General features: G+C 36.0%; 21 protein-coding genes and 1 pseudogene. 20 read left to right on the top strand and 2 right to left on the bottom strand.

Annotated features, from left to right (window positions below):
- The first annotated feature begins 414 nt into the window (after window positions 1–414).
- Window positions 415–927, top strand: a complete 513-nt coding sequence (locus I580_RS13365) for a DUF5626 family protein (RefSeq protein WP_010772043.1) — start codon at window positions 415–417, stop codon at window positions 925–927.
- A 361-nt stretch (window positions 928–1,288) separates the two neighbouring features.
- Here I580_RS13365 and I580_RS13375 read toward each other — a convergent pair whose 3' ends face one another.
- The gene (locus tag I580_RS13375) at window positions 1,289–1,801 is read right to left on the bottom strand and encodes a DUF6933 domain-containing protein (protein ID WP_010772045.1); all 513 of its coding nucleotides are present in this window, start codon (window positions 1,799–1,801) and stop codon (window positions 1,289–1,291) included.
- 370 nt (window positions 1,802–2,171) lie between these two features.
- On the opposite strand from I580_RS13375, the pseudogene I580_RS13380 reads away from it, so the two are divergent.
- The 3 genes and pseudogenes from I580_RS13380 (at window position 2,172) to I580_RS16825 (ending at window position 3,865) form a co-directional block, all read left to right on the top strand.
- A pseudogene (locus I580_RS13380) lies at window positions 2,172–2,732 on the top strand (recombinase family protein).
- Between the two features lie 226 nt (window positions 2,733–2,958).
- Window positions 2,959–3,558, top strand: a complete 600-nt coding sequence (locus I580_RS16525) for a membrane lipoprotein lipid attachment site-containing protein (protein ID WP_010772047.1) — start codon at window positions 2,959–2,961, stop codon at window positions 3,556–3,558.
- Window positions 3,559–3,709: 151 nt separating this feature from the next.
- The gene (locus I580_RS16825) at window positions 3,710–3,865 is read left to right on the top strand and encodes a putative holin-like toxin (protein ID WP_010772048.1); all 156 of its coding nucleotides are present in this window, start codon (window positions 3,710–3,712) and stop codon (window positions 3,863–3,865) included.
- Between the two features lie 500 nt (window positions 3,866–4,365).
- On the opposite strand, the gene I580_RS13390 is transcribed toward I580_RS16825, so the two are convergent.
- Window positions 4,366–4,563: a helix-turn-helix transcriptional regulator gene (locus I580_RS13390; protein ID WP_010772049.1), complete on the bottom strand. Its 198-nt coding sequence runs from the start codon at window positions 4,561–4,563 to the stop codon at window positions 4,366–4,368.
- Between the two features lie 818 nt (window positions 4,564–5,381).
- Here I580_RS13390 and I580_RS13395 point away from each other — a divergent pair.
- From I580_RS13395 to I580_RS13470, 16 genes are all read left to right on the top strand, one after another.
- The gene (locus I580_RS13395; RefSeq protein WP_010772050.1) at window positions 5,382–6,179 is read left to right on the top strand and encodes a TIGR00282 family metallophosphoesterase; all 798 of its coding nucleotides are present in this window, start codon (window positions 5,382–5,384) and stop codon (window positions 6,177–6,179) included.
- 175 nt (window positions 6,180–6,354) lie between these two features.
- Window positions 6,355–7,860 (top strand): helix-turn-helix domain-containing protein, encoded by a 1,506-nt coding sequence (locus I580_RS13400; RefSeq protein WP_010772051.1) that lies wholly within the window; start codon window positions 6,355–6,357, stop codon window positions 7,858–7,860.
- Between the two features lie 292 nt (window positions 7,861–8,152).
- Window positions 8,153–10,558, top strand: a complete 2,406-nt coding sequence (locus I580_RS13405; RefSeq protein ID WP_010772052.1) for a MucBP domain-containing protein — start codon at window positions 8,153–8,155, stop codon at window positions 10,556–10,558.
- Between the two features lie 13 nt (window positions 10,559–10,571).
- A complete protein-coding gene (locus tag I580_RS13410) occupies window positions 10,572–10,847 on the top strand; it encodes a hypothetical protein (protein ID WP_143141691.1) in 276 nt (91 codons plus the stop codon).
- On the top strand, window positions 10,848–11,432 hold the full coding sequence (locus tag I580_RS13415) for a WxL domain-containing protein (protein WP_010772053.1): 585 nt from the start codon (window positions 10,848–10,850) through the stop codon (window positions 11,430–11,432).
- 85 nt (window positions 11,433–11,517) lie between these two features.
- Window positions 11,518–12,582, top strand: coding sequence for a WxLIP family cell surface protein (locus I580_RS13420; RefSeq protein ID WP_010772054.1), 1,065 nt, complete (start codon window positions 11,518–11,520; stop codon window positions 12,580–12,582).
- A gap of 207 nt (window positions 12,583–12,789) precedes the next feature.
- On the top strand, window positions 12,790–13,158 hold the full coding sequence (locus I580_RS13425; RefSeq protein WP_010772055.1) for a YlbF/YmcA family competence regulator: 369 nt from the start codon (window positions 12,790–12,792) through the stop codon (window positions 13,156–13,158).
- Window positions 13,159–13,160: 2 nt separating this feature from the next.
- Complete coding sequence (gene mutS / locus I580_RS13430; RefSeq protein ID WP_010772056.1) at window positions 13,161–15,728, top strand: DNA mismatch repair protein MutS; 2,568 nt, start codon at window positions 13,161–13,163, stop codon at window positions 15,726–15,728.
- A gap of 39 nt (window positions 15,729–15,767) precedes the next feature.
- Window positions 15,768–17,849, top strand: coding sequence for a DNA mismatch repair endonuclease MutL (gene mutL, locus I580_RS13435; protein ID WP_010772057.1), 2,082 nt, complete (start codon window positions 15,768–15,770; stop codon window positions 17,847–17,849).
- A 26-nt stretch (window positions 17,850–17,875) separates the two neighbouring features.
- Window positions 17,876–18,430, top strand: a complete 555-nt coding sequence (locus I580_RS13440; RefSeq protein WP_010772058.1) for a Maf family protein — start codon at window positions 17,876–17,878, stop codon at window positions 18,428–18,430.
- A gap of 30 nt (window positions 18,431–18,460) precedes the next feature.
- Window positions 18,461–18,958 (top strand): acyl-CoA thioesterase, encoded by a 498-nt coding sequence (locus tag I580_RS13445; protein WP_010772059.1) that lies wholly within the window; start codon window positions 18,461–18,463, stop codon window positions 18,956–18,958.
- Between the two features lie 97 nt (window positions 18,959–19,055).
- Complete coding sequence (msrB, locus tag I580_RS13450; RefSeq protein ID WP_010772060.1) at window positions 19,056–19,493, top strand: peptide-methionine (R)-S-oxide reductase MsrB; 438 nt, start codon at window positions 19,056–19,058, stop codon at window positions 19,491–19,493.
- 186 nt (window positions 19,494–19,679) lie between these two features.
- The gene (locus tag I580_RS13455; RefSeq protein ID WP_010772061.1) at window positions 19,680–21,353 is read left to right on the top strand and encodes a peptide ABC transporter substrate-binding protein; all 1,674 of its coding nucleotides are present in this window, start codon (window positions 19,680–19,682) and stop codon (window positions 21,351–21,353) included.
- A gap of 157 nt (window positions 21,354–21,510) precedes the next feature.
- Window positions 21,511–22,122 carry a Holliday junction branch migration protein RuvA gene (gene ruvA, locus I580_RS13460; protein ID WP_010772062.1) on the top strand — a complete coding sequence of 204 codons (612 nt, stop codon included), beginning with the start codon at window positions 21,511–21,513 and terminating at the stop codon, window positions 22,120–22,122.
- 12 nt (window positions 22,123–22,134) lie between these two features.
- Window positions 22,135–23,145 (top strand): Holliday junction branch migration DNA helicase RuvB, encoded by a 1,011-nt coding sequence (ruvB, locus tag I580_RS13465; protein WP_010772063.1) that lies wholly within the window; start codon window positions 22,135–22,137, stop codon window positions 23,143–23,145.
- Window positions 23,146–23,450: 305 nt separating this feature from the next.
- Window positions 23,451–24,509, top strand: a complete 1,059-nt coding sequence (locus I580_RS13470; protein WP_010772064.1) for a TIGR04086 family membrane protein — start codon at window positions 23,451–23,453, stop codon at window positions 24,507–24,509.
- Window positions 24,510–24,665: the final 156 nt, after the last annotated feature.

The following is a 24,665-nucleotide window of genomic DNA, read 5'->3' on the forward strand; positions in this document are numbered from 1 at the left end:
CAAAACATTTGTTTTAGGTTAAGGAAAGAACGATACATTTGATATCAAATTAGTAAGTAGCTAAAAGTGAATTTACGCAGATGCAACGAGATCACTTTTTTATTGTAAGTTATAGGTGTAAATATTCAGGATCTGACTTAAGCCGATTGCGTCAGATTCTCTTAAATATGCGTTTCCCAAAAACGGTAAAATTTGAAATAAGGAAAAGTGATTGATGAAGTAGTTTTTTTATATTCCTATTAGTAAGAACAGAAATGGTCTGCCGAAAAGTTGCTCAATAAATAATACAAATATGTTCATTAAATGATTTTTATGAACAAATTAACCAACTTTACGACTTTAAAATATTTCAAATGAATCTTGACTTAAGGTTAAAATATAGTTGAAATTCAATTGCAAAAGAAGGGGGTTTTAATGATGTTTAAGAAATTTATTAGTTTTGTAGCTCTTGGTTTTGTTTTATGTGTAGGATTAAATTATAATGGAATTAACGCAAGTGCATCACAAGTAAGTACGAACATAAATTTGGATAATAACATAAGATATAATGAGTCCTCTATTTATGATGATAATGGTGAGTTTCTAGGAAAGATAGTAATTTCAGAAGAAATTGGAATCACTCCACGTGGAATGATTCACAGTGAAGCAGTAAAAAATAAAAATTATAATGTACATTTCATTGGAACTACTGCAAATGTTGGTTTTGGGATAACTGTTAAAGATAAAAAAATAACAAGAGCGTACGATGCTTGGGCAAATGGGTTTGGTTGGTCAGTAAGTCCAGGGAAATTGACTTATAATAGTAGAGAAGCTAAATTACCAGGAAGTTTTAGTATTGCTTGGAAAGGGTTCCCAGCAGGAAGCACATTTAGACTTAGAGCTGTTATCAGTGGGAACCAGTTACAAACACATTTAGATATTCCCTAAATAAAACAATAAGAAGGAGGCAATCGTATAATGTGGAAAGTATATCTTTTTCTAATATTTTTAGTATTATTAATTATCGGTTTAATCTTTCTTGTAAATAAAAAAATTAAGAATAAAACTCAGAAAAAGATAATTATTTTTGTGATTATTGTAGCTAGTTTACTAGTTATTTCTGGAATTTTACCAATATTAAGATACGCGTATTTAACGAATTAAGAAAAAAGAATCATGACGAAATCATGGTGCTTTTTCATTAGAAGAAAAGTTCAATAGTGTATAGGCAATTGACCATTTTATGAACGTTGATTTGACAAGATTATTCAGTGTTCAATAGAGTTGCCCAAAAAAAGAGTTAGATAAGCTATAAGCTTTCTAACTCTTTTTTTACTACGTCAATGCTAAACGTATATTCAGGTGTCATACTACGATATGGCGTTTTAGCAAGGAATTCCATTACAGATGTCTGTAGCCGTGAATTCAGGTCAATGTCTTCAGGATAAGATTTCAACATTTGAATCATGTTGTTGTTAATGCCGCTGATTGAACGGTTATAGGAATAAGAAACTTCCATTCTGCCAGCTCTAAGAAAATATTTTTTTAGTTGATACGGTTTGTTTGTACTATAGCCAAAAACATGTTCAATGCCTTCTTTTATGTAAACAGAAAGCTGTTGTTTGTTTTTAGCGTTAATATCAGCCAAAACGATTGGAGAAAAGGACAGATCATTTACCAAAACTAAAACTTTTTTTCTGTCTAAAGTAAAATAATTTGCATGCCAAGAGAAAAAGGATCGTTCAGTTGAGCTGGATGTAGTAGTAGAAACTGGAAATTCACTAAAAAGTGGTAATGATTTTTTTGTAGGTACAATGATCATAAGTAAACTCCTTTTACGTTAATCATGAGTACAGTATAACATACACAGAGAAAATAATTTGAAATACAAGGCGTACTTATACCAAAAACATTGGTTTTAGGTGAAGGAAAGAATGATTTATTTTATATCAAATTAGCAAGTAGCTAAAAGTGAATTTGCGCAGAAGCAGCGAGAGCACTTATATATATGTGACTGTGTGACTGGTCATCATTTGCTTAATTAGGTAATTCTCAAAAACAGTCGTTTTTAGGGCAAGAAGGATAATTCTCAATTATCCTTTAATATTTTAAATTTTCTTTTCCAAAACTTACAACAAAATCTATATGTCAATAACTCTCGTTTATGATACAATTTTAGCGAGAGTGATGACATGAAATACACAGGTTATGCACGAATCAGTACAAAGTCACAAGAACTGAATCGGCAGCTTGATAGTTTAGAAAAATACAATTGTGATGAAATTTTGACTGAAAAAATTAGTGGGACTAAAGCAAGTCGACCACAACTAGATAAACTGAAAGAGTCTGTTCGAGAAGGCGATACTTTAGTGTAGAAAGTTGGGGCAGATTAGAATGTAGTACAAGGGAGGTTTTAGAGTTAGTTGATTTATTTTCTAAAAAAACGTACAAGTGATCAGTGACAAAGAAAAATTTGATACGTCCACACCATAAGGCAAGGTAATACTGACCGTCTTTCAAGCTTTTGCAGAATTTGAGAGGGATTTAATAGTTGAACGTACTAGAGAAGGTCTTAAAAGTGCAAGAGCAAGAGGACGTGTTGGTGGTCGTCCTAAAGTGTTAGAGAAAAAAATTCAGCAAGCTATTAGTCTATAGATATAAAACAGTATTCAGGAAAAGAAATATATGAAATGACAGGGATTTCTTCTTCAACGTTTTATAGATACCTCGAAAAAAGAAATTACAATGACTAGAGAATCATTCTAATTTAATGTGGATGTCTATATATTGTAGATTAGACGACTAGTTTTAACAAAAAAATAACACGGAATAAGGACAGAATTGAAAGCCTAACTAAAGTAGATCAACATCTTTTTAAAAGTGAAATTGAAGAACATAAGGAAGAAAACAAGCTTCTACAGTCAGAACTAGAAGTTTTTATATAGTAATATCAAAAATAATCAGTAAGGGTGAAGAAATATGAAAAAATTTTTTTTAGTTTTAGTTTCAGCTGTACTATTAGCAAGCTGTGCTAGTAATCAATCAACCAGGTCTGTAGATTCAACTAATCATTCGGTTACTAATAACACCACTCATAAAAAAGAAGAAACCTCATTATCAAGTTCGAAAAAAAAAGAATCAATAGAAACTACTCAAAGTTCACTAGCAACTACAAATTCTGCGGAAGCCAAATATCCTAAAATTACAAAGATGTTGCTTAATGGAAAATCTTGGTATGAAGGAAATTCTACTGGTGTAGAGAACCAACCAAGACAAGGTTTTACTGAAGATAAGCTTCATGATCTGTTCGGGAATAAATTGGAGTATGAAATTATTATTGATGATAATGAACAAACATATAGAGTTCTTGATTATAGAAAAAATGAACTTGTCGATATTAAACTTAAAACAAAAATTAAAGTGAACAAGCCAACGGTTGATGGCACCTATAGAGACGTATTCTACTATTTATATTATAAATATGACGGAACATTGATGATTGCACGAGAAGGAGCTCCGTCAGAAGACAGTGATTTAACAAGTTATCCTTTAGAGGAAATAAATATTTGGGAAAATTAGAGTGAATGAAAAATTGATTTATTCCCAAAAGTGACAGTTATAATATAATCAAACATTTATCAAAAATGATTAGAATAAAATGGATTAAACTGTCTCGAGTTAATCAATGTAGAAAAGTTATGAAGGTGACACTCTTTAGGAGGAGGTGCATATGATTGTATGTACTGAATCTAACGAAAGGAGAAGTCTTTTGGCTGCATTAGAAACAATTCAATTGATTCTAAGCTTTGGTATGTTTACCATTGCGTTCGTTAAATTGATTGTAGATATGCTTAAGAACGACAAAAAAATAACCGTCAAAATATAGTGACTCCAAAAAGTCTAACTTTGTGGGGTCACTACATTTCATACCTTATACACCTTTTACAAGAAAAAAGAACTACAAGTCATCGCTGAAATTACGTTTAACTACGCATACTCAGCCAATCATAGAAGATTATTTACCTGTGATCTCGAATGCCAGTAGGTTAAAATCAGGACAAGAATTTTTGAAAGAACTTGCTGTGTCGCATGATCAAAACGGGATATTCAGAGAATTCTATACAGAGATTTCCGATCAGAGATAATGGAAGTTTTGAAGTTTTCAGAAATAAGCTAAAATCCATAAAAAACATTGCGTGAAAATAATTAGGCTAACGATCGATTATCGTATTGAGTACTTGAAGGTGCTCGTGAATAAATCCGATTAGCAATTATCCAAGATAGCGTAGACATTTGAAGTTAGATCAGATTCTAGTTGAGATTGAATCTGATCTTTTTTGAATGTTCTGTCAATTTAACTTAAAAAAGTTTTTAAAACTTAGCAATCTAAGAAAAAATATCTGTAACTTCTTTATTGAGTGAGCGAGCAATGTTAAAAGCTAACGAGTCAGAAGGTTTATATTTCCCTTTTTCAATACTTTGGATCGTTTGAATCGATACATCGACTTGGTTAGCAAGATCTTCTTGTGTCATGTTGGTATTACTACGTATTTCTTGTAAATTGTTTTTGATTGGTTTTTTCATAGTTGATCGCCTCTTTCTTGATTGATTATAGTAGTAAGGAAATAACGCACGAATCATTGATTAGCACATTTAGTTCAAAAAAGCATATACTAATTCGATCTTAGTGTGTTATATTTAATACGTAGTGGCGAACTACAGATAAATGAGAGCGTCTTTTTATCTAGGGCTTCTAGCATGAATAACTTCCCCAAGTTTTATGATTGCTAGGAGTTTTTTTAGATAAGAAATAAAAAAAACAACATATGTTGGTCTAATTCCTTCTAACTTTAAATTGTAGTAGAGTAACAAATACACTCACAATCATAATAATATCAGATATTAAACTCTTTATAAACTTATTATTGAACTAATTGTTTAAAAAATGTAATAATGTGAATTTTGTCTTGAAATAAGCATTTTATGCTGAAATAACATTTGGAAGGATAGAATTTAAAAGAAATTTTAACAGATATAGCTCTTTCTCTGTATTCTAGAATCGAGAATGAGAAACAGGAACACGAAATAACAAATTTTAAAAATAATTAACACTTCATCACTTTATGTTGGATGAAGTTTTTTTCTTACCCTATTAGATGTAGAACAACAGGTATTTAAAATGGATGTTCTTAGTGTGCTCAAAACCTATAAGATAAGCGCGAAAAATAGGGAGAATTGACTATTATATTGAGCGTTCTACTTATCGTTACAAGAAATAACTAAGTATAATTAAAAGGTTGTTTCTATTAAATAGATCAACAGTGACAAAATTCTCCCCCCTTCCCTTCCAACCTGAAAACCTCTATAATAAAAACAGAAATCAAAAGAGAAGAGGAAAATTTTTGCGTATATTATTTATAGGAGACGTAGTAGGATCATTAGGTCGTGATACAGTCACCACGTACTTACCCAAATTAAAGAAAAAGTATCGCCCTCAGGTAACGATTCTTAATGGCGAAAATGCAGCAGCAGGTAGAGGGATCACGGGCAAGATTTATAAGAAGTTTTTACAAGACGGGGTAGATGTCGTTACATTAGGCAATCATACTTGGGATAATAAAGACATCTTTGAGTTTATCGATGACGCCAAAAAAATGATCCGACCAGCTAATTTTCCACAAGGCACTCCAGGTCAAGGGATGGTTTTTGTGAAAGTCAATCAGTTGGAATTAGCTGTGATCAATATACAGGCTCGTGTTTTTATGGCAGATATTGATGATCCATTTCGTAAAGTAGAAGAATTGATTGCTGAAGCACGCAAGCGGACATCGCTTATTTTTGTTGATTTTCATGGAGAAACAACGAGTGAGAAACAAGCGATGGGTTGGTTTTTAGATGGAAAAGTTAGTGCGGTCGTAGGAACACATACGCATGTTCAAACCAATGATGCCCGGATTTTGCCGGCAGGGACAGCCTTTTTAAGTGATGTTGGTATGACGGGACCGTATGATGGTATCTTAGGGATGAAGCGGGGACCCATCATCGAGAAATTTGTCACTGCTTTGCCAAAACGTTTTGAGGTTGTCGAAGAAGGCCGAAGTTTGCTATCTGCTTGTGTTATCGATATTGATGATCAAACAGGGCAAGCCAAAAAAATAGAACCGATCCAAATTAGTGAAGATCGCCCGTTTGAAGAATAAACAATGGAATGTTACAATAAAAAAGAGCCAGTAGCTAGCTTCAAGTATAAAGAGGAGCAGTATCTGACTCTTTTTATTTTTATCGGAAGTGAGCTTGAGCGTTTGTGAACAGGAGAGCAATTAATTGTTCTATAATAGTAACTGAATCAAAACAGCAGATTATAAGGAGGCGTCTATGCGAAATTCTTTTATGGGAAAAATAGAGCGAGTAAAGTTTGAATTGTTTAAATCGATTGTTTTCTCAAAAAATGGGTTGAGCTTTAACGAATTGATGCAAAAGCATGGACTTACGAAAAGTACATTAAGCAGATATATTAATGATTTGGTGCAAGAAGTAGAAATGACATTTGGGGAGAAAGTACACTTAATTCAAAATACTCAGACTGGAACCTATCAGATTCAAACGACGGAAACCTATAGTATTGGTTACTTGATTGATTACAGTCATTTGTTTTACGTTCAAAAAAGTGGTGTTTTTTTCATTCTGGATACGCTATTAAAAAATCATTACAGTTCAATTGACGCAATGGCACTTGATTTACATATGAGCAGTTCGTCAGTGTATAAACAAGTACGAGCACTTAAAGAGATGCTAGTGCCTTTTGGTGGTAAAATTTCATTTGATCAGCTTGCAAGTCCTCTAACAGGTAACGAAGTGGGGATTCGTCTGTTTGCTTTTTATTCTTATTGGTCTGTTTTTAAATCAACAGAATACGATAATAGAAGTTATCCTGAATCATGGTGGGAAGTCAAAGAGCTGGAAGAATATTTTGATCATATGGCTTCATTATCAGAATCGCAACGGGCAAAATTACGTTTTATTCAGTTGATTACGTTGAAAAGAGCGCTTTGGCAAAAAAATTATATAGAGATTTCTGATAGCTTTTTAGCAGATACAGCCTACTTTGATACTAAAGATACGGAATTACTGCCTTTGTTAAGACAACGCTTATCAAACACACTATACCGGAAAGAACGTGCTTTGTTACTATATGCAACACGAGGACTAGTGTATAATTTAGATTCATTAGAAACAAAAAAGAAAATTGTTCAAGATTACAAACAATCATCTCTGGAAATTGCAGCATACACAACTAAGCTGATGGCAGAGGTTCAAAAGGAATTTGATATAGATTATACTGAAGAGGGGTATACAAACTTTTACTTTTATCTGATCATCTTATTGATTTATATCAAGCATATCAATATTGATATCTCTGGCTACTATAAAAACGAACTTTCATTTCATTCAATGATCGACTATGATGAAGCGAATGTGAAAATCTTCCGAAAAATCACCAAGATCATTGAACAACAAGAATTTTATCCCAAAATAAATAAGAAGTCGTTGAAAGGTGTTATGTCGATTCTTTCTTTAACGATTTATTCAGGGATTTATTTAAACAAAAAAGCAGGAAGTATGTCGATTTGTGTCATTTTTAATAATAATTTGATTTTAGCAGAGGGGATCAAAAAAATTATTTTAGATGTTTATAATCAAGAGCGAATCATCTTTACTAATGATGTATCGAATGCTAATTTAGTTATCTCGGACTCTTATGAAGCAGTCAATTCAGACGCTGCACATTTTTATTTCGATGAACAGTTGAATCCTGAACAGTGGGGAAAAATGATTGATGCAATCAATGATATTTTTTATAAAACAATTTTTTTAGCTTGATAGAAAAGTAAAAACAGTCATGTTCAACTATGAAAATATTGATCATATCACTAAACTATAACTTAATTTTATCTTTTATAAGGTTGAGGCAAAACAATTACTTGTTTTGTTTCAACCTTTTTTCATGGTGTTAGAGCGTTTTTTAAATAAAAAAATGTTGTTTTTTTAAATTTGAAACAGATTGTTTCAGAAATATATAATTATTTTCTGAAAAAAATTGTATTATTTCATAGTAGTAAAAAGTTGCTTGTACAAGTCTCGATTGATGAAACGAGCAGATAGGAGACCTCAGATGAAAAAGAACCATGTTACTTTACTCATTTTGTTTTTCTGTCTTTTACATATGATCGGTTCAATAGACGAAGTTTTTGCTGAGGATGTTTTACCACCTACCAGCTACCCACTCGGGGTTTCAACGAAAACGAACTTAACTGCTGGAGGTACCTTATATTTTAATACCGATCAATTACAGGAAAAGCAACTTGTTGGTCAGTTTTTAGCAAAAAACATAACGTCTAATGGCTCTTCAGGTTTGTCAAAAGGCGGTTTTCAAAATTATCAAAATTCAAATCGCCAGTGGGATTTAGAACAAATCGATCCCGCTGTAGTTTCTGAAACAATTACAGGGAGTGATATCATCCGTTGGTACGCAAATTCGACAAGTTTTAAGTATCTGGATGGTGAAGACCTTCATTACTATTTAGGCAATTTGCCAACGGAAAAAGAAATGAATGAGGCCTTGCAGCATTATCCTGCGTTGAAGGAGAAATTTTCTGAAAGGCGTAACAATGACTCACTCACTTCGTTTCCTTCCTTTGTCGATAATGGTATTACTGATTTTTCTCAGGTGACAGGAAATATTCAATCGATCAGTGATTATTACGCAACATTGACGGGTAGCGATCAAACTGTAGTGTATAATTCAGCAGTTCAAACAGCGGAAATCAACACAGAACACAAAGTAGTAAACCCAAATGACTGGGGTGGACAATCTTCGATCCAGATCAATATTGCATTGAAAAAAAACGTTACGGAGCAGGCCGTTGTCATTATCGATGTTGATGGACAAATCGATCATTTTAAAAATGCTCAGGATATTTCGATCAATTATACCAACTATGATCCAGATACGATGTTGCCGCCATATGTATTTATTAATTACAAACACTTTCCATCATTTAACTTTAGTGGTAGTACATTTTTCCATGCTACGGCATATCCTAGCTTGCCTGGAGATGAAGAGTATCGTTTTGAAGGAAATCAAGGAGTCTTTTTTGAAGGAAAGTATGCAAGCAAAGCAGTTCCGTTAATAAAATCTGATAGTCATACCATTTCTGATGAGTTAAAGGACAAAACCTACAAAACAGCAACACATCTTGTGCATAACTTTAATGATGAGGAAAACGAGATTCAATTTAGAAGTAACGCTTCATTATTCATTGGTACAGTTTTAGCACCACGAACTTCTGTGACATTAGATGATACACAAGGACGAGTGTTAGGTAGTGTGATTTCTGGTTATGATATTCATACAAACATGCCAATTAGCATGGAAGAAAGTACAGCAATGTTTGACTATGATGATTTCCCGGGATTAGGGGATATAACAGGTGGTGAAGAAGTAGAGGAGCCGAGTAAAGTCGGAGCAAAGTTTGATTACGCTGGACTTGAAAAGAGAGAACTATATACGATCACTCAAAAAATTCCTGCCTATTCTTCACGTTTTCCGATCCAAAATTTGAAAATTACAGATACATTAGCTGAAACTATAGCCGTTGCTGTAGAAGATGTAGTAATTAAGGATGAAACAGGGAGTGCTGCTGATGAATATTTTGCTATTAGCCAACATGCAGAGAATGAACTAACAGTTGAAGCAAAACCAGAAAGTTTAATAACTGAATCGTTTTATGGGAAAGTCTATACGATTGCACTAAATGGCAATGTAAAGCTAAGTCAAGAAGCGCTAATAGATCCTAACATTAATCAAATCCAAATTCCAAATACAGCAGTTACAACAGTCAACGATGAAACAAAGATAAGTAATGAAGCATTGCTGACAGTTGATTTTGTTCAAGGAAAACCAGTCGTTGTAAACTATCTAAACGAAGACGGACAAGAGATTGCACCACCAGAAATTTTATCAGGAAAAGTTGGACAAAACTACTTGGCTAATGCCAAATCAATTTCAGGCTATACGCTAACAGCAGTGTCGGGAAATGAATCAGGAATTTTTTCGAATGAAGAACAAACGGTGACCTATATGTACCAAGGGTATTTAGCTTTTTCGGCTGTTCCTACGCAAATTAGTTTTGGTACACACCCTTTATCTAACAAAGAGGAAGAATATAAAATTGAGTCGAAAGATCAAGATATTGTTGTAAAAGATACACGTACTTTAGGCTCTAATTGGCAATTACGTGCAACACTCAGTCGGCCCTTAACAGGAAATAAGACCCATCATGTACTTAGCGATGCCTTATTTTATGTCAAAGATGGTCGCTCAGTACCACTTCGAGTGAATTCATCTGCTATCATCGAATCGGCAGTAACGACGACTCATGATGACTATAATGTAACCCACGATTGGACAACTTTCGATGATGGGTTAAATGTGGTTGTAAAATCTGGGGATGCTTTAGCTGATCAGTATTCAGGTGAAATCAGCTGGGAATTATACGATGTTGTATCTAATGATTGAAAGGTGCAAAACCGTGAAAAATAAAAAAAGAAAATGGCTCCAAATCGTCATAATCATCACTTGTCTTGTTTATTTCTTTGAGATGAAGTCAAGTTATGCTGCAGAAGATAGCAAGGCAACAGTTGGTTTTTACGAAATAGAAAAAAAAGAGCAACATGAAACGAAGACTTTGCCAGATACAGGAGAGGCTTCAACAAGCAAGGTTTTATCACTAAGAGGAATATCCATTCTGTTATTTATAACTGGAATGATATCATATAGAATTTTAAAGAACGAGGAGAGAATGTAAATGAAAGCAAACAAAATTTTAGTAGGAATTGCGGCACTATCAATGATTTTTAGTACAAGTATGGTCGGGCATGCAGAAGAAGTAGAGAACCATGAGTCAACAAGTGACATCGGCTTTACTACACCTACAGAAGGTGCATTAACATTAGTGAATGTTGCTGATTTTGATTTTGGTTCTAATCCAATTTCCGCTAAAGACGAAGTCTATAAAAATCAAACAGAAACAACGACAACTGTTCAAGATATCCGCGGAACAGAAGCTGGTTGGACAGTTCAAGTAGCACAAAATGGTCAATTCAAAGCAGACAAAAAAGAATTAACAAGCGCTCAAATGACATTGAAGACACCAACGATTTCAGACCAATCAACAGGTTCAGCAACTGTCAAAACAGACGTTGTTTTAAATACAGATGGGTCAAGCACAACTATTTTAGATGCAGGTACAGGTTTTGGTAATGGCGTGACAATTGAAAGTTTTGCTAAAGAGGCAGCAACATTATCTGTTCCAGGCGAAACAGCAAAAGTTGCAAAACAATACGAAACAACATTGACTTGGATCTTATTAGATCAACCAGCAAATAGTTAATAGTAAATAGGAGATGGAGCGGTAGTGAAATAAGAATTTTTACCGCTCCGTAAACATACATAGCAAAAAAAATGGAGGGATCAACATGTTGAAACGAACACTTAAAGTTATAGTGCCAATGGTGTTTTTTGTATTTGGATGTCTGGTGGCAACGTCAAATAGTTGGGCACAAGATGCGGACTATGAAGTCAAGGCCATTCCATCAATCAAACAAGTAGATAAAACAAAAACATATTTTGACTTACGATTGAATCCAGAAGAAAAGCACACGGTACAGGTCAAAGTAACTAATCGATCTAATCAAGAACGAACGATCAACACGAAAATCAAAACCGCAACGACTAATACCAATGGAGTAGTAGAATATATCAATAGCGATCAAAACCAATCAGTCGACTTACCCCATGATATAAGTCAGCTAATCAAAACCGATACACCAAAAATCACCCTAGCTCCTCATGAATCAAAAAACGTAGAGTACAATATTATAATGCCAAAAACTGATTTTTCTGGTATCCTGTCGGGTGGAATTACTTTTACAAGTGAAAACGCAGAAAAAAATAAAGAATCCTCAGCCGATGTGGCGGTAAAAAACCAGTTTGGTTATGTAATTGCACTAGTGTTGCATGGAGAAAAAGAAGTCAAACCTGACTTGGACTTAAGCAAAGTCAGCTTAGGACAAGTCAATAACAGAAATACAGTTTTTGCTCATTTAGTAAATTCAAAAGCAGCGTACCTAAACCGATTGAATGTTAATGTCAAAATCAGAAAGAAAAATACGGATACAGTTCTTTACGAAACCCAAAAAAGTGAGTTGCAGATGGCACCCAACTCCGTGCTAAACTATCCTGTAAGCTTACAGGAAACGAAATTTAAGCCAGGCAACTATCTTTTAACTGTTCATGCAGAATCTAAAGGTCAAGTCTGGGATTTTGAAAAAGAGTTTGAAATCAAAGCTAAAGAAGCCGAAAAACTGAATAATCAGGCCTATATCCATAAAGATAAGCAACATTATCTACTTTATATCGTTCTATTTTTACTATTCTTATTGCTAGTTCTTGTAGTATATCTCTACAAAAAAAGACAACAAAAAATCAACGCATTAGAAAAACAAGTAGCAGAATTAACGAAAAATGAAGAGCAAGGCTAAGCTTACAGTACAAGCTAGCTTTTAGAAAAAAGAGGGACCCTAGAAAAAAGGGCCCTCTTTTTTCCTATAATTTCTAATTTTTTACGTATATTATAGTAGAAGAACAACTGTTTTATTTTCCACGAACTGTTGATTTTGCTGGAATTATGTTAAAATAAGTAGACTCAAATTCCAACAAAATCTAACCTAGAATAAAGGTGTGAAATCATGGAGCCATCCATTACAGATAAAAAAACCAACGAAGAATTAACAAAATTATTAGCGCTGATCGGGGAAGATGAATTGATTCAGCGTTATAAAGAACTAGAAGCAAAAGTCCAAAAAAATGAAAAGCTCGCTGATTTAGTGGAGCGAATTAAAGCAGCCCAAAAAGATGCCGTTCAATTTGCACATTATGATAAACCAGAAGCTGAAAAAGCTGCAATCAAGCGAGCAGATGAGCTAACAAAAGAATTTGATGAACATCCTTTAGTTGTAGCCTACAGAGAACAACTCAGGGAAGCCAATGATTTGCTGCAACATGTCACGGACATGATCCAATATCGAATCAACGAAGAACTAGAGAAGGAAGGGTAATAATGCCTCAAAAAACCAAAAACACACCAATGATGGAACAATACTTAGCAATTAAGGACCAATATCAAGATGCTTTTCTGTTTTACAGATTAGGGGACTTTTATGAAATGTTTTATGAAGATGCAGTCAACGCATCACAGTTGTTAGAGTTAACATTAACTAGTCGTAATCGCAATGCAGATGATCCGATCCCAATGTGTGGAATTCCTCATCATGCGGCTCAAGGCTATATTGATACTTTGATCGAAAAAGGTTATAAAGTAGCAATTTGTGAACAAGTAGAAGATCCAAAAACAACCAAAGGAATGGTTAAACGAGAAGTTGTTCAACTGATTACACCAGGAACGGTCATGACTAGTAAAGGCTTAGACGCGAAAGACAATAACTATTTGACTGCTATCGTCGAAGAAAACGGCAGTTTTGGCTTAGCGTACGTTGATTTAAGTACAGGAGAGTTAAAGACTGCTGTATTAAGCGACGAAGATGGTGTGATCAATGAAGCATCAGCATTGCAAACAAAAGAAATCGTGCTAGGCAGTACCCTATCAGAAACGTTACAGCAAACGTTGAAAAGTCGCTTGAACATTATTTTTTCCGAACAAAATCAAGCAGAAGAAAATGCTGAATTTAGCTTTTTAACTAGTGAACTGACTCATCCGCTAGAAGTCGAAGTAACTGGGAAATTATTGACATACCTAACGGTGACTCAAAAACGTGGCTTAGCTCATATTCAAAAAGCTGTGGAATATCAACCAGACCATTTCTTAAAAATGGATCATTATTCTAAATTCAACTTAGAATTGACCCAATCAATCCGGACAGGCTTGAAAAAAGGAACATTATTATGGTTGTTAGATGAAACAAAAACTGCAATGGGTGGCCGTTTGTTAAAACAATGGTTAGATCGACCTTTAATCCAAGAAAAACAAATCCAAAGCCGGCAAGAAATGGTTCAATCGTTATTGAATGCTTATTTTGAACGGGTCGATCTACAAGCAACACTAACGAAAGTCTATGATTTAGAACGCTTAGCAGGTCGTGTAGCTTTCGGTAATGTGAATGGTCGTGACTTGATTCAACTAAAGACATCATTAGAACAAGTGCCTTTGGTTCGTGAGCTGATCGTCGGTATTAACCAAGGTGAGTGGAACGATTTATTATTAGATTTAAATCCAGCTGAGGATGTTGTTGAGCTGATCAATCAAGCAATCAATGAAGAAGCACCTCTTGCAATTACAGAAGGAAACATCATTAAAGACAATTACAATGAGAAATTAGATGAATACCGCAATGCGATGCGTAACGGGAAACAATGGTTAGCAGAATTAGAAGCAAAAGAACGGCAAGAAACAGGGATCAAAACCCTAAAAGTCGGTTTTAACCGAGTATTTGGGTACTACATTGAAGTGACAAAATCTAACTTAGCCAACCTAGCAGAAGGCAAATATGAACGCAAACAAACCTTAGCGAATGCCGAACGGTTTATCACGCCAGAACTAAAAGAGATGGAAACGTTGATTCTAGAAGCAGAAGAAAAATCTGTAGACTTAGAATATCAATTGTTTCTAGAAGTGCGTGAGCAAGTCAAAGCCAATATCGAGCGATTACAAAAATTAGCGAAAACAATCAGTGCAGTTGACGTTTTACAAGCGTTTGCCACAGTGAGTGAACGATATCAATATGTTCGGCCAACTCTGAAAAGCAATAGTAAAGAGCTACACATCGTTGAAGGACGTCATCCTGTTGTGGAAAAGGTTTTAGGACATCAAGAGTACATTCCCAACAGTGTGCATATGAGTAAAGAAGACATCATTCTCCTAATCACAGGGCCGAATATGTCGGGGAAAAGTACGTACATGCGCCAATTAGCATTAACTGTCGTGATGGCTCAAATCGGTTGTTTCGTGCCAGCAGAATCGGCTGAGCTTCCGATTTTTGACCAAATATTTACAAGAATCGGTGCGTCAGATGATTTGATCGCAGGCCAAAGTACGTTTATGGTAGAAATGATGGAAGCTAATCAAGCCTTACGTCATGCTACACCGAATAGTTTGATTTTATTCGATGAATTAGGCCGAGGAACCGCTACTTATGATGGAATGGCATTAGCTCAAGCAATCATCGAGTATATCCATCGCGAAGTCAAGGCCAAAACTTTATTCTCCACGCATTACCATGAATTAACGGTACTGGATGAAAACTTATCTGGATTGAAAAACATTCATGTTGGTGCAGTCGAAAAAAATGGCGAAGTTGTTTTTTTGCATAAAATGATGGAAGGTCCAGCTGATAAGAGTTATGGGATTCACGTTGCTAAAATCGCTGGCTTGCCAAGTGTATTACTAGAGCGTGCAGCAACGATTCTTTCTGCATTAGAATCAGAAGAACAACCATTAAAACAAGTTGAATACAAAGACGAAATCAAAGAAGATACAGAACAATTGTCGCTATTTAAAGAAGTATCCACTGATGAACTAGGTGTGATCGATACTTTGAAGAAAATCAATCTATTAGAAATGACCCCAATGGATGCGTTGAATAAATTACATGAACTACAAAAAAGAATCTAAACTTTAGAGTGGAAAAACGGAACAAGGAGATGATCCTAAATGGGAAAAATCCAAGAACTATCGGAACAGCTTGCCAATCAAATTGCTGCTGGTGAAGTAGTAGAGCGCCCTGCATCAGTTGTAAAAGAGCTTGTTGAAAATGCAATCGATGCAGGAAGTACACAAATCGATATTTTTATTGAGGAAGCAGGTCTGAAGACGATCCAAGTGATTGATAATGGTGAAGGAATCGCAAAAGAGGACATCTTAAACGCATTTAAACGACACGCAACGAGTAAAATTCATACGCGTGACGATTTATTTCGGATTCGTAGTTTAGGTTTTCGCGGTGAAGCCCTGCCCAGTATTGCTTCTGTATCAGAAATCATGGTTGAAACGGCCGTTGTCGCCGAAGAAGAAGGCAGCCTCGTTAAAATGAAAGGTGGAGCAATCGAAGAGCACCGCCCTGCCGCCTTAAGAAAAGGTACGAAAATCACTGTTTCAAACCTATTTTTCAATACGCCTGCGCGCCTAAAATATGTAAAGACGATCCAAACAGAATTAGCCAATGTGGGCGATATCGTCAATCGTTTAGCATTAAGCCATCCCAAGGTTGCATTTCGTTTGGTCCATGATGGAAATAAGATGATGAATACAGCTGGAAATGGTGATTTGAAGCAAACGATTGCGGGCATCTACGGCATCGGGACAGCGAAAAAAATGCTGAAAATCGAATCAGAAGATTTAGACTTTAAATTAACGGGTTATGTGTCATTACCAGAAGTGACTAGAGCGAGTCGCAATTACTTATCAACGATCATCAATGGTCGCTATATCAAAAATTTTGCGCTGAATAAAGCAATTGTGGATGGTTACGGTTCTAAACTGATGGTAGGCCGTTTCCCACTTGCAGTGTTAGAGATTGAGATGGATCCGCTGTTAGTCGATGTCAATGTTCATCCAACCAAGCAAGAAGTACGCTTAAGTAAAGAAAAAGAGTTGATGACCTTGATCAGTGATGCGATTCGCGAAGTGTTGAGTCATGAGCAACTGATTCCAAATGCGGCAGATAATTTGCGGTTTAAAAAGAAAGTTGAACAGCAACCTAAAGTCGAACAGATGGAGATTCCATTAACTGAACAAGAAGAAACTGCCAAACCTATTCGTAAACCTGGCAGTTTAGGCTATGACTCAACGAGTGGGAATTTCTTTGTTAAAGAGACAACAGCGGAATTTTCGACTCAAAAACCCGTAGATAACTGGTCACAAGCACCTGAATCACAGACAAAAGAAGACCTTGATAGAGAAGCCTTACTGGCGCATGCTTTTAGTTCGCCAGAAGAAGAATCTTCAGTTTCTGATAATGAGCAAGCAGAGACAACGCCTAAATTAGCGGAAGTTTTTACACCGAACAAAGAAGCTGAGTCTGTGGATGAACAAGTCTATGAAGAAGAGTTGAGTCATCATCCTGAGTTTGATTTTTCGGCAACGGGTTCGAAACATGAGTTAAATAAAGCTTTGGATAAGCTATCTGACGAACGGCCGAAAGAGCGTTTTCCAGAATTAGACTATTTTGGTCAGATGCATGGGACATATCTGTTTGCTCAAAGTAAAGAGGGGCTTTATATTATCGATCAACATGCTGCTCAAGAGCGAATCAAATATGAATATTTTAGAGAAAAAATAGGCGAAGTAACAAATGATTTACAAGAGTTGCTTGTCCCTATCGTAATAGATTATCCAAATAGTGATGCACTGAAAATCAAAGAACATAAAGAGACTTTGGCAGAAGTTGGAATCCATTTAGAAGATTTCGGGCAAAATAGCTTTATCATTCGGTCTCATCCAACATGGTATCCACAAGGGGAAGAAGAGTCCATCATTCGAGAAATGATTGATATGTTTTTAACTACAGGATCGGTTAGCGTGAAGAAATTCCGTGAAGCTACAGCTATCATGATGAGCTGTAAACGATCGATCAAAGCAAATCATTATTTGGATGAACAACAAGCTCGTGTTCTATTAAAAGATTTAGAAACGTGTGAAAATCCTTTTAATTGTCCACACGGACGTCCAGTTTTGATTCACTTTACCAATTCAGATATGGAAAAAATGTTTAAACGAATCCAAGATCCGCACTAAAAAATAGGGAAGAAGGTTTTATCCTAATGGCAGTTATCCTTGCCTCTCAATCACCGCGTAGACGTGAACTGCTAAGTCGGATCATATCTGACTTTGAAGTAGTCCCGGCTGATATTGATGAAGACGTAAAAAGTTATTTTACCCCAATGGATTATGTTTTAACGATGGCAGCGCAAAAAGCAATGCACATTGCAAAACAATATCCAAATGATCTTGTGATCGGTTCCGACACAATTGTCACGATCGATAATGAAATATTAGGCAAACCCACTTCCAGAGAAGACGGATTTCGAATGTTGAGACAACTGAGTGGTAGAACGCATAAAGTATACACCAGTGTAGTGTTGATGAAAGATGATCAGGAATCTTCAGCAACGGTTCCTGCTACAGTTGAATTTTATGATTTGACGGACGAAGAAATCAATCGTTACTTAGATACAAAAGAGTATGAAGATAAAGCAGGAGCTTACGGAATTCAAGAACAAGGAGCGTTACTTGTAAAGAGTATCCAAGGAGATTATTATTCGATTATGGGGCTTCCAATCGCTACTTTGTATCGTATGCTGCCGTCTTTTGAGTAGAGCTAGAACACGGAAAGAAGGAAAGAACCAATGAAATGTTCACAAACCAGGGCGATCCAAACACATATGATCACCTATCCTCATTTAAATTTTCATAAAACCTTATTTGGTGGTCAATTAATGGCATGGCTGGATGAAACTGCTGGTATTGCAGCTGTTCGAGTATCAAGAGCTGCGATCGTAACGGCTTCTGTGGATCACTTAGACTTTCTGGCGCCTTTGAAAGCTAGCCACTCTGTCTGTATCGATGCCTATGTATCTGGTGTCGGCACACGATCAATGGAGATATTTGCCAAAGTGATTGGTGAAGACTTATTTACTGGTGAACGCTATCTGGCTGGTACTTGTTTTATGACATTTGTCGTGCCTAAAGGAGCGAGTTTACCTGAACGTATCGAACCTGAGACAAAAGAAGAACAATTTATCTGCCAAGGCTATAAGGCAAGAAAACAAGCCAGACAAGCAAAACGACAAGAAAGTATCGATTTAGCTAAAAATGTCGATTTGGATATCCCTTGGAACGAATGAAAAGACTGAAACACTCACTTTCTAAACAGAAAAGGAGTGTTTTTTTCTCAACAATGCTATGATAAGACTAACAAAAAAAGTAAGGGTGTGATTTGTCATGGAAAAGCCATCAAAAAAAGAGTTGAAAGAAAAGTTATCTGACATTGAATATGCAGTAACCCAAGAAAATGCAACTGAACGACCTTTTACTGGTAAGTATGACGATTTTTATCAAGAAGGTATTTATGTGGATATCGTCAGTGGTGAACCACTCTTTAGTTCAAAAGATAAATACGATGCAGGATGTGGTTGGCCATCATTTACGAAACCAATTGAAAAACAAGACATCGTAGAAAATAGTGATTTTTCTTTAGGAATGCGAAGAGTCGAAGTTCGGAGCAAAGAAGCAGATTCTCACTTAGGACACGTTTTTACCGATGGACCGCAAGAGATGGGCGGTTTACGTTATTGTATTAATGCAGCAGCTTTACGCTTTATTCCGGTGGCAGAGTTGGAAAAAGAAGGATATGGGGAATATAAATCCTTATTTGAATAATGATTAGACCTATTTCGACAGGTGAAATCTGTTGAGATAGGTTTTTTATTGTGATCTTAAAAATTAAACCAAACGTTATTTTTAGATTGTCAAAAAAACTTGCTTTTTACATGTGCATCTAGTATTATAAAAATATTCAAAAATTAAAATTTGGAAAGAAAATTATTGTTTATTGAGGAGAAAGAAATGAAAAATAAAAGTGTGAAGAAATTAATCAGTGTCATGATGCTATCTACTTTAGTATTAGCAGCCTGCGGAGGCGGTGGTAAGACTGATTCTACAGATAGCAGTAACGACAGCAAAAAAGCGAGTGGGGAACAGCTTTTTCGATTAGTCGTCCAACAAGAGATGCCGACAGCAGATTTATCATTAGGAACAAATACGATCAGTTTTTCAGCCTTTAATAATATTTATGAAGGACTATATCGACTAGACGAGAAAAGTAAACCACACGCTGCAGGTGCAGCGGATATGGCGAAAAAGAGTGAGGATGGTTTGACGTATACATTTAAGCTAAGAGAAGATGCTAAATGGTCAAACGGCGATCCTGTTGTAGCGGCAGATTATGTTTATGGTTGGCAACGGACTGCAGATCCTAAAACAGCAGCTGAATATGCCTATATGTTTGAATTGGTGAAAAACGGAGCAGATGTTTCGAATGGGAAAAAACCACTTGATGAATTAGGGATCAAAGCAATCAGTGATTACGAATTGGAAGTAACATTGGAGAAAGAAACACCTTATTTTGATTACCTATTAGCGTTTCCATCATTTTTCCCTCAAAATAAGAAAATCGTAGATGAGAAGGGCAAAGATTATGCGACAACAAGTGAAGCTTCTGTCTACAATGGTCCGTTTACATTGACTGATTTTGATGGTGCAGGAACGGATACTGAATGGTCGTATACAAAAAATGACCAATATTGGGATAAAGAGGCTGTTCAGTTAGATAAGATTGAAGTAAAAGTAGTCAAAGAAGCACCAACATCGTTGAATCTTTTCCAAGATGGACAAGTAGATGATGTCATTTTAAGTGGTGAGCTAGCAAAACAAATGGCAGATGATCCAGAACTTGTAATCGAAAAAGATGCGCGTACTTCTTATCTTGAGTTCAACCAACGAGATGAGAAATCACCGTATCATAATGCAAATTTAAGAAAAGCTATTTCTTATTCCATTGATCGTGATGCTGTTGTTGAACGTATCTTAGGAGACGGGTCAGTGGCATCTACAGGACTTGTTCCAGAAGGTATGTCTTATTCACCAAAAGACAACAAAGACTTTGCAGATGAGAATAAAGAGTTATTGAAATATGACAAAGAAAAAGCTAAAAAATATTGGGAAGCAGCCAAAAAAGAATTAGGAATCAGTACATTCAAATTCGACATTGTGGGAGATGATACAGATTCTACGAAAAAAATCTTAGAATATATCCAAGGCGCAGTCAAAGAAACATTAGATGGTGTGGACGTTACAGTGACAAACGTACCGTTTGCTGTCCGTCTAGACCGTGGTAAAAATGGTGACTTTGAAGTACTCATGGGCGGTTGGGGAGCTGACTATGCAGACCCAAGTAGTTTCACTGATTTATTCCTAACAGGTGGTTCTTATAATAGAGGGCGCTACTCAAATGAAAAATATGATGCATTAGTCAAAGCGTCAGGTAGCAAAGATGCTTCTGATCCAGAAAAACGCTGGACAGATATGGTAGATGCTGAAAAACTACTGATGGATGATATGGGTGTTGCGCCTGTGTATCAAAAAGCAGAAGCACACATGCGTAGTAAAAAAGTCAAAGGGGTCATCGCTCATGGAGCTGGTGCACGATATGACTATAAATGGACGTATATTACTGAATAATAAAAACGGCCAGTACGAATGTAATCTAAATTCGTATTGGCTTTTTTTATTTAAAATGAGTATTCTTTATCAAGCTACTGATTTTCTTAAATTTGTGCTAAAATAGAAACGTATGTGCGTGTAATGAAAAAGCGACGCTAGCAAGAAAGGTGAAATTATGTACGAGTATATCATTGGTAAAGTTACATTTATCAGCCCTTATTATATTGTAGTAGAAACAAATGGCATTGGGTATCAAATATCAGTAGGTAATCCCTATCGTTATTCAGGTAAAACCGATCAACAAATCAAAATCTATGTTCATCAAGTTATTCGTGAAGATGCTCATTCGTTATATGGATTTGGTGATTTAGATGAAAAACAGCTATTCTTAAAATTAATCAGTGTTTCTGGAATCGGTCCTAAAAGTGGTCTAGCGATCATGGCATCAGAAGATCACGGTGGTTTGATCAATGCGATTGAAAGTGAAGATGCAGCTTATTTAACTAAATTCCCTGGTGTGGGTAAAAAAACAGCACAGCAAATGGTTCTTGATTTAAAAGGAAAATTAGGTGAGCTTGAAACATCCGAAGTAGCGGTTGAAGCAATGGCGAAAACACCATCAAACCAAGCCGCAAATCAATCACTAACGGAGGCCTTAGAAGCATTGAGTGCGTTAGGTTACAGTGATAAGGAGATCAAACGTATCACGCCGAAACTAGAAGAATTAGGCGGCCAGCAAACAGATGAATATTTACGTAATGCATTGAAATTCATGATGAAACGCTAAGGAGGAAAGACTATGACAGAAGAGGAAAGACTGCTTTCCGCTAAAACAAGTGAAGGGGAAGAGTCATTGGACAAATCGCTACGTCCCCAATTTCTTGAACAATATATCGGGCAAGATAAAGTCAAACAGGAGTTAACGATCTATATCGAAGCTGCCCGTAATCGGGAAGAAGCGTTAGACCACACTCTTTTGTATGGTCCTCCTGGGCTGGGTAAGACGACGATGGCAATGGTGATTGCTAATGAAATGCATGTCAATATCCGTACCACTAGTGGACCTGCAATCGAGCGTGCAGGTGATTTGGTTGCTATTTTAAACGAACTAGAGCCAGGAGATGTTTTATTTATCGATGAAATTCATCGCTTGCCTCGTGTAGTAGAAGAAATGCTCTACTCTGCAATGGAGGATTTTTACGTAGATATTATGGTGGGACAAGGAACAACGGCTCACCCAGTTCATTTTCCCTTACCGCCATTCACGCTGATTGGTGCAACGACTAGAGCTGGGATGTTATCTGCGCCACTTCGGGACCGTTTTGGGATTATTTCTCATATGGAATATTATGAAACAGAAGATCTAAAAGAAATTGTGTTACGGTCTGCTGCTATTTTCCAAACTGAAATTGTAGAAGAGGGGGCGTTTGAAATTGCTCGCCGTTCTCGTGGCACACCGCGAATCGCCAATCGTTTACTAAAACGTGTGCGTGACTTTGCACAAGTTCAGTCAAATGGGACAATTGATCGAGGGATTGCGGATCAGGCGCTGACCTTACTACAAGTTGATCATCAAGGCTTAGATTATGTTGACCAAAAGTTGTTGAAAACAATGATTGAATTATATGGCGGTGGTCCCGTAGGTTTAAGCACGTTAGCTGTTAATATCAGCGAAGAGACTGAGACAGTAGAGGACATGTATGAACCTTATTTAATTCAGAAAGGTTTTATCAAACGAACGCCAAGAGGACGGATTGCAACGGCTATGGCATATGAACATTTTGGTTATGAATCTTATTATCAAGAATAATGCAATAAACACTCAAATCATTCATTCTCCAATAAATGATTTGAGTGTTTTTATTGTCTGTAAAAACTACTAAGTTGATGAAATATTTGTTGCGAAGGTAGCAAGTATCTTAAAGAAAAGCACTTTAAGAACATGAATCAGATGCATGAATGGTTTAGTCGACGAGTAAAAAGAGTGTTAGAGATTTTTTAGAAGAAGTGAGTATTTGATTAGAAAAAAATCGTATCATTTGCACTAAATATTTTACGCTTTTATAGTTGATAGTGTACTAATTAGTAAAAAAAACAAACGAAAGGATGGAAATTATGGAAAAAAATACGAGAAAAAAAGGATTTGTATCGTACTTAACAACGCAAGATGAAGCAGGTGTAAATATCTCTTGGGGGGCAATTATAGCAGGATTAGTTTCCTTCTTTGCGATTTTCTTTACCTTAAGTTTAATTGGTTCAGCAATTGGTTTTGGGATGGTTAAACCTACATCAGACAATCCGTTAGATGGTGTGGGAATGGGACTTATTATTTGGACAGTGGTGACATTTGTTCTTTCATTATTTTGTAGTGGATTTATTGCAGGGGTAGCAGCACGTAGAGTCGGGTTAGTACATGGATTTTTAACATGGGCAACAAGCGTTTTAGTGTTGATTGCGATTCTTTCTTATACAGCAATCGGTGCGTTTTCAGCGATTGGTTCTTTATTTGGCAATATTGCCTCAGCGACAGGTAGTACTGTGGAAACCGTAGCTTCTGGCACATCTGATGCCATCAGCAAAGGATTCGATAAAGTCACAGACGGCGTTCAATCAGTGGATACAACAGAACTTCAAGGACAAGTAAAAAAAGTTTTGTCTGATACGGATGTGAAAGAATTACAACCTGATTATTTGAAGGATCAAATGAAAGAAGCAACGGATGAAATCACAGATGCGGGAAAAGAAATCCTTAAAAACCCAGATAACTCAGATAAAATCTTCAAAGATACTGCAGATTCTTTAGAAACCAAAGCGAAAAAAATCGGAGATTCAATTGATCGTCCTGCAATTGCAAATGCAGTGGCAAAAAATACCGATCTATCGCAAGAAGAAGCAGAACAAGCAACAGATAATATCTACAATGAACTACAAAAAGCCTCGAAAGAAACGCAAACACAAATCGAAAATGCCAAAACAAGTCTTGAAGATGCCAAAGAAGACTTGGATAAAAATATCAAAGAAGCGAGACAAACAGCTGAAGATACGTCAAATACAGTTTCTAAAGCTTCCATTTGGGGATTTGTGGCAATGGTCCTTGGGATGATCATCACTTCTGCAGCAGGTTTGTGGGGTGCTAATTTAGTTAAAGATCCTGTGACTGAAAGTAAGTTGTAAAATAATAAAAGATTTGATATAAGTTTGGACAACGGTGTAGCTTAGGCTATACCGTTTTTTTAGTAGCTATCAAAAGCGAGTAAGTATAATTTTTAGTAATTTTTTTAATTCATATGGGACGAAAAATGTTATGATGATTGTAGATGAAATAGGAGG

This window comes from Enterococcus caccae ATCC BAA-1240 (assembly GCF_000407145.1).
GTDB lineage: Bacteria > Bacillota > Bacilli > Lactobacillales > Enterococcaceae > Enterococcus_L > Enterococcus_L caccae.

Coding starts and splice junctions, on each gene's coding strand:
- msrB (WP_010772060.1), top strand. CDS start 19,056: ATGGAAAAGCCATCAAAAAAAGAGTTGAAAGAAAAGTTATCTGACATT.
- I580_RS13365 (WP_010772043.1), top strand. CDS start 415: ATGATGTTTAAGAAATTTATTAGTTTTGTAGCTCTTGGTTTTGTTTTA.
- mutL (WP_010772057.1), top strand. CDS start 15,768: ATGGGAAAAATCCAAGAACTATCGGAACAGCTTGCCAATCAAATTGCT.
- I580_RS13470 (WP_010772064.1), top strand. CDS start 23,451: ATGGAAAAAAATACGAGAAAAAAAGGATTTGTATCGTACTTAACAACG.
- I580_RS13400 (WP_010772051.1), top strand. CDS start 6,355: ATGCGAAATTCTTTTATGGGAAAAATAGAGCGAGTAAAGTTTGAATTG.
- I580_RS16525 (WP_010772047.1), top strand. CDS start 2,959: ATGAAAAAATTTTTTTTAGTTTTAGTTTCAGCTGTACTATTAGCAAGC.
- I580_RS13420 (WP_010772054.1), top strand. CDS start 11,518: ATGTTGAAACGAACACTTAAAGTTATAGTGCCAATGGTGTTTTTTGTA.
- I580_RS13375 (WP_010772045.1), bottom strand. CDS start 1,801: ATGATCATTGTACCTACAAAAAAATCATTACCACTTTTTAGTGAATTT.
- I580_RS13390 (WP_010772049.1), bottom strand. CDS start 4,563: ATGAAAAAACCAATCAAAAACAATTTACAAGAAATACGTAGTAATACC.
- I580_RS13455 (WP_010772061.1), top strand. CDS start 19,680: ATGAAAAATAAAAGTGTGAAGAAATTAATCAGTGTCATGATGCTATCT.
- I580_RS13440 (WP_010772058.1), top strand. CDS start 17,876: ATGGCAGTTATCCTTGCCTCTCAATCACCGCGTAGACGTGAACTGCTA.
- I580_RS13405 (WP_010772052.1), top strand. CDS start 8,153: ATGAAAAAGAACCATGTTACTTTACTCATTTTGTTTTTCTGTCTTTTA.
- ruvB (WP_010772063.1), top strand. CDS start 22,135: ATGACAGAAGAGGAAAGACTGCTTTCCGCTAAAACAAGTGAAGGGGAA.
- I580_RS16825 (WP_010772048.1), top strand. CDS start 3,710: ATGATTGTATGTACTGAATCTAACGAAAGGAGAAGTCTTTTGGCTGCA.
- mutS (WP_010772056.1), top strand. CDS start 13,161: ATGCCTCAAAAAACCAAAAACACACCAATGATGGAACAATACTTAGCA.
- I580_RS13445 (WP_010772059.1), top strand. CDS start 18,461: ATGAAATGTTCACAAACCAGGGCGATCCAAACACATATGATCACCTAT.
- ruvA (WP_010772062.1), top strand. CDS start 21,511: ATGTACGAGTATATCATTGGTAAAGTTACATTTATCAGCCCTTATTAT.
- I580_RS13425 (WP_010772055.1), top strand. CDS start 12,790: ATGGAGCCATCCATTACAGATAAAAAAACCAACGAAGAATTAACAAAA.
- I580_RS13415 (WP_010772053.1), top strand. CDS start 10,848: ATGAAAGCAAACAAAATTTTAGTAGGAATTGCGGCACTATCAATGATT.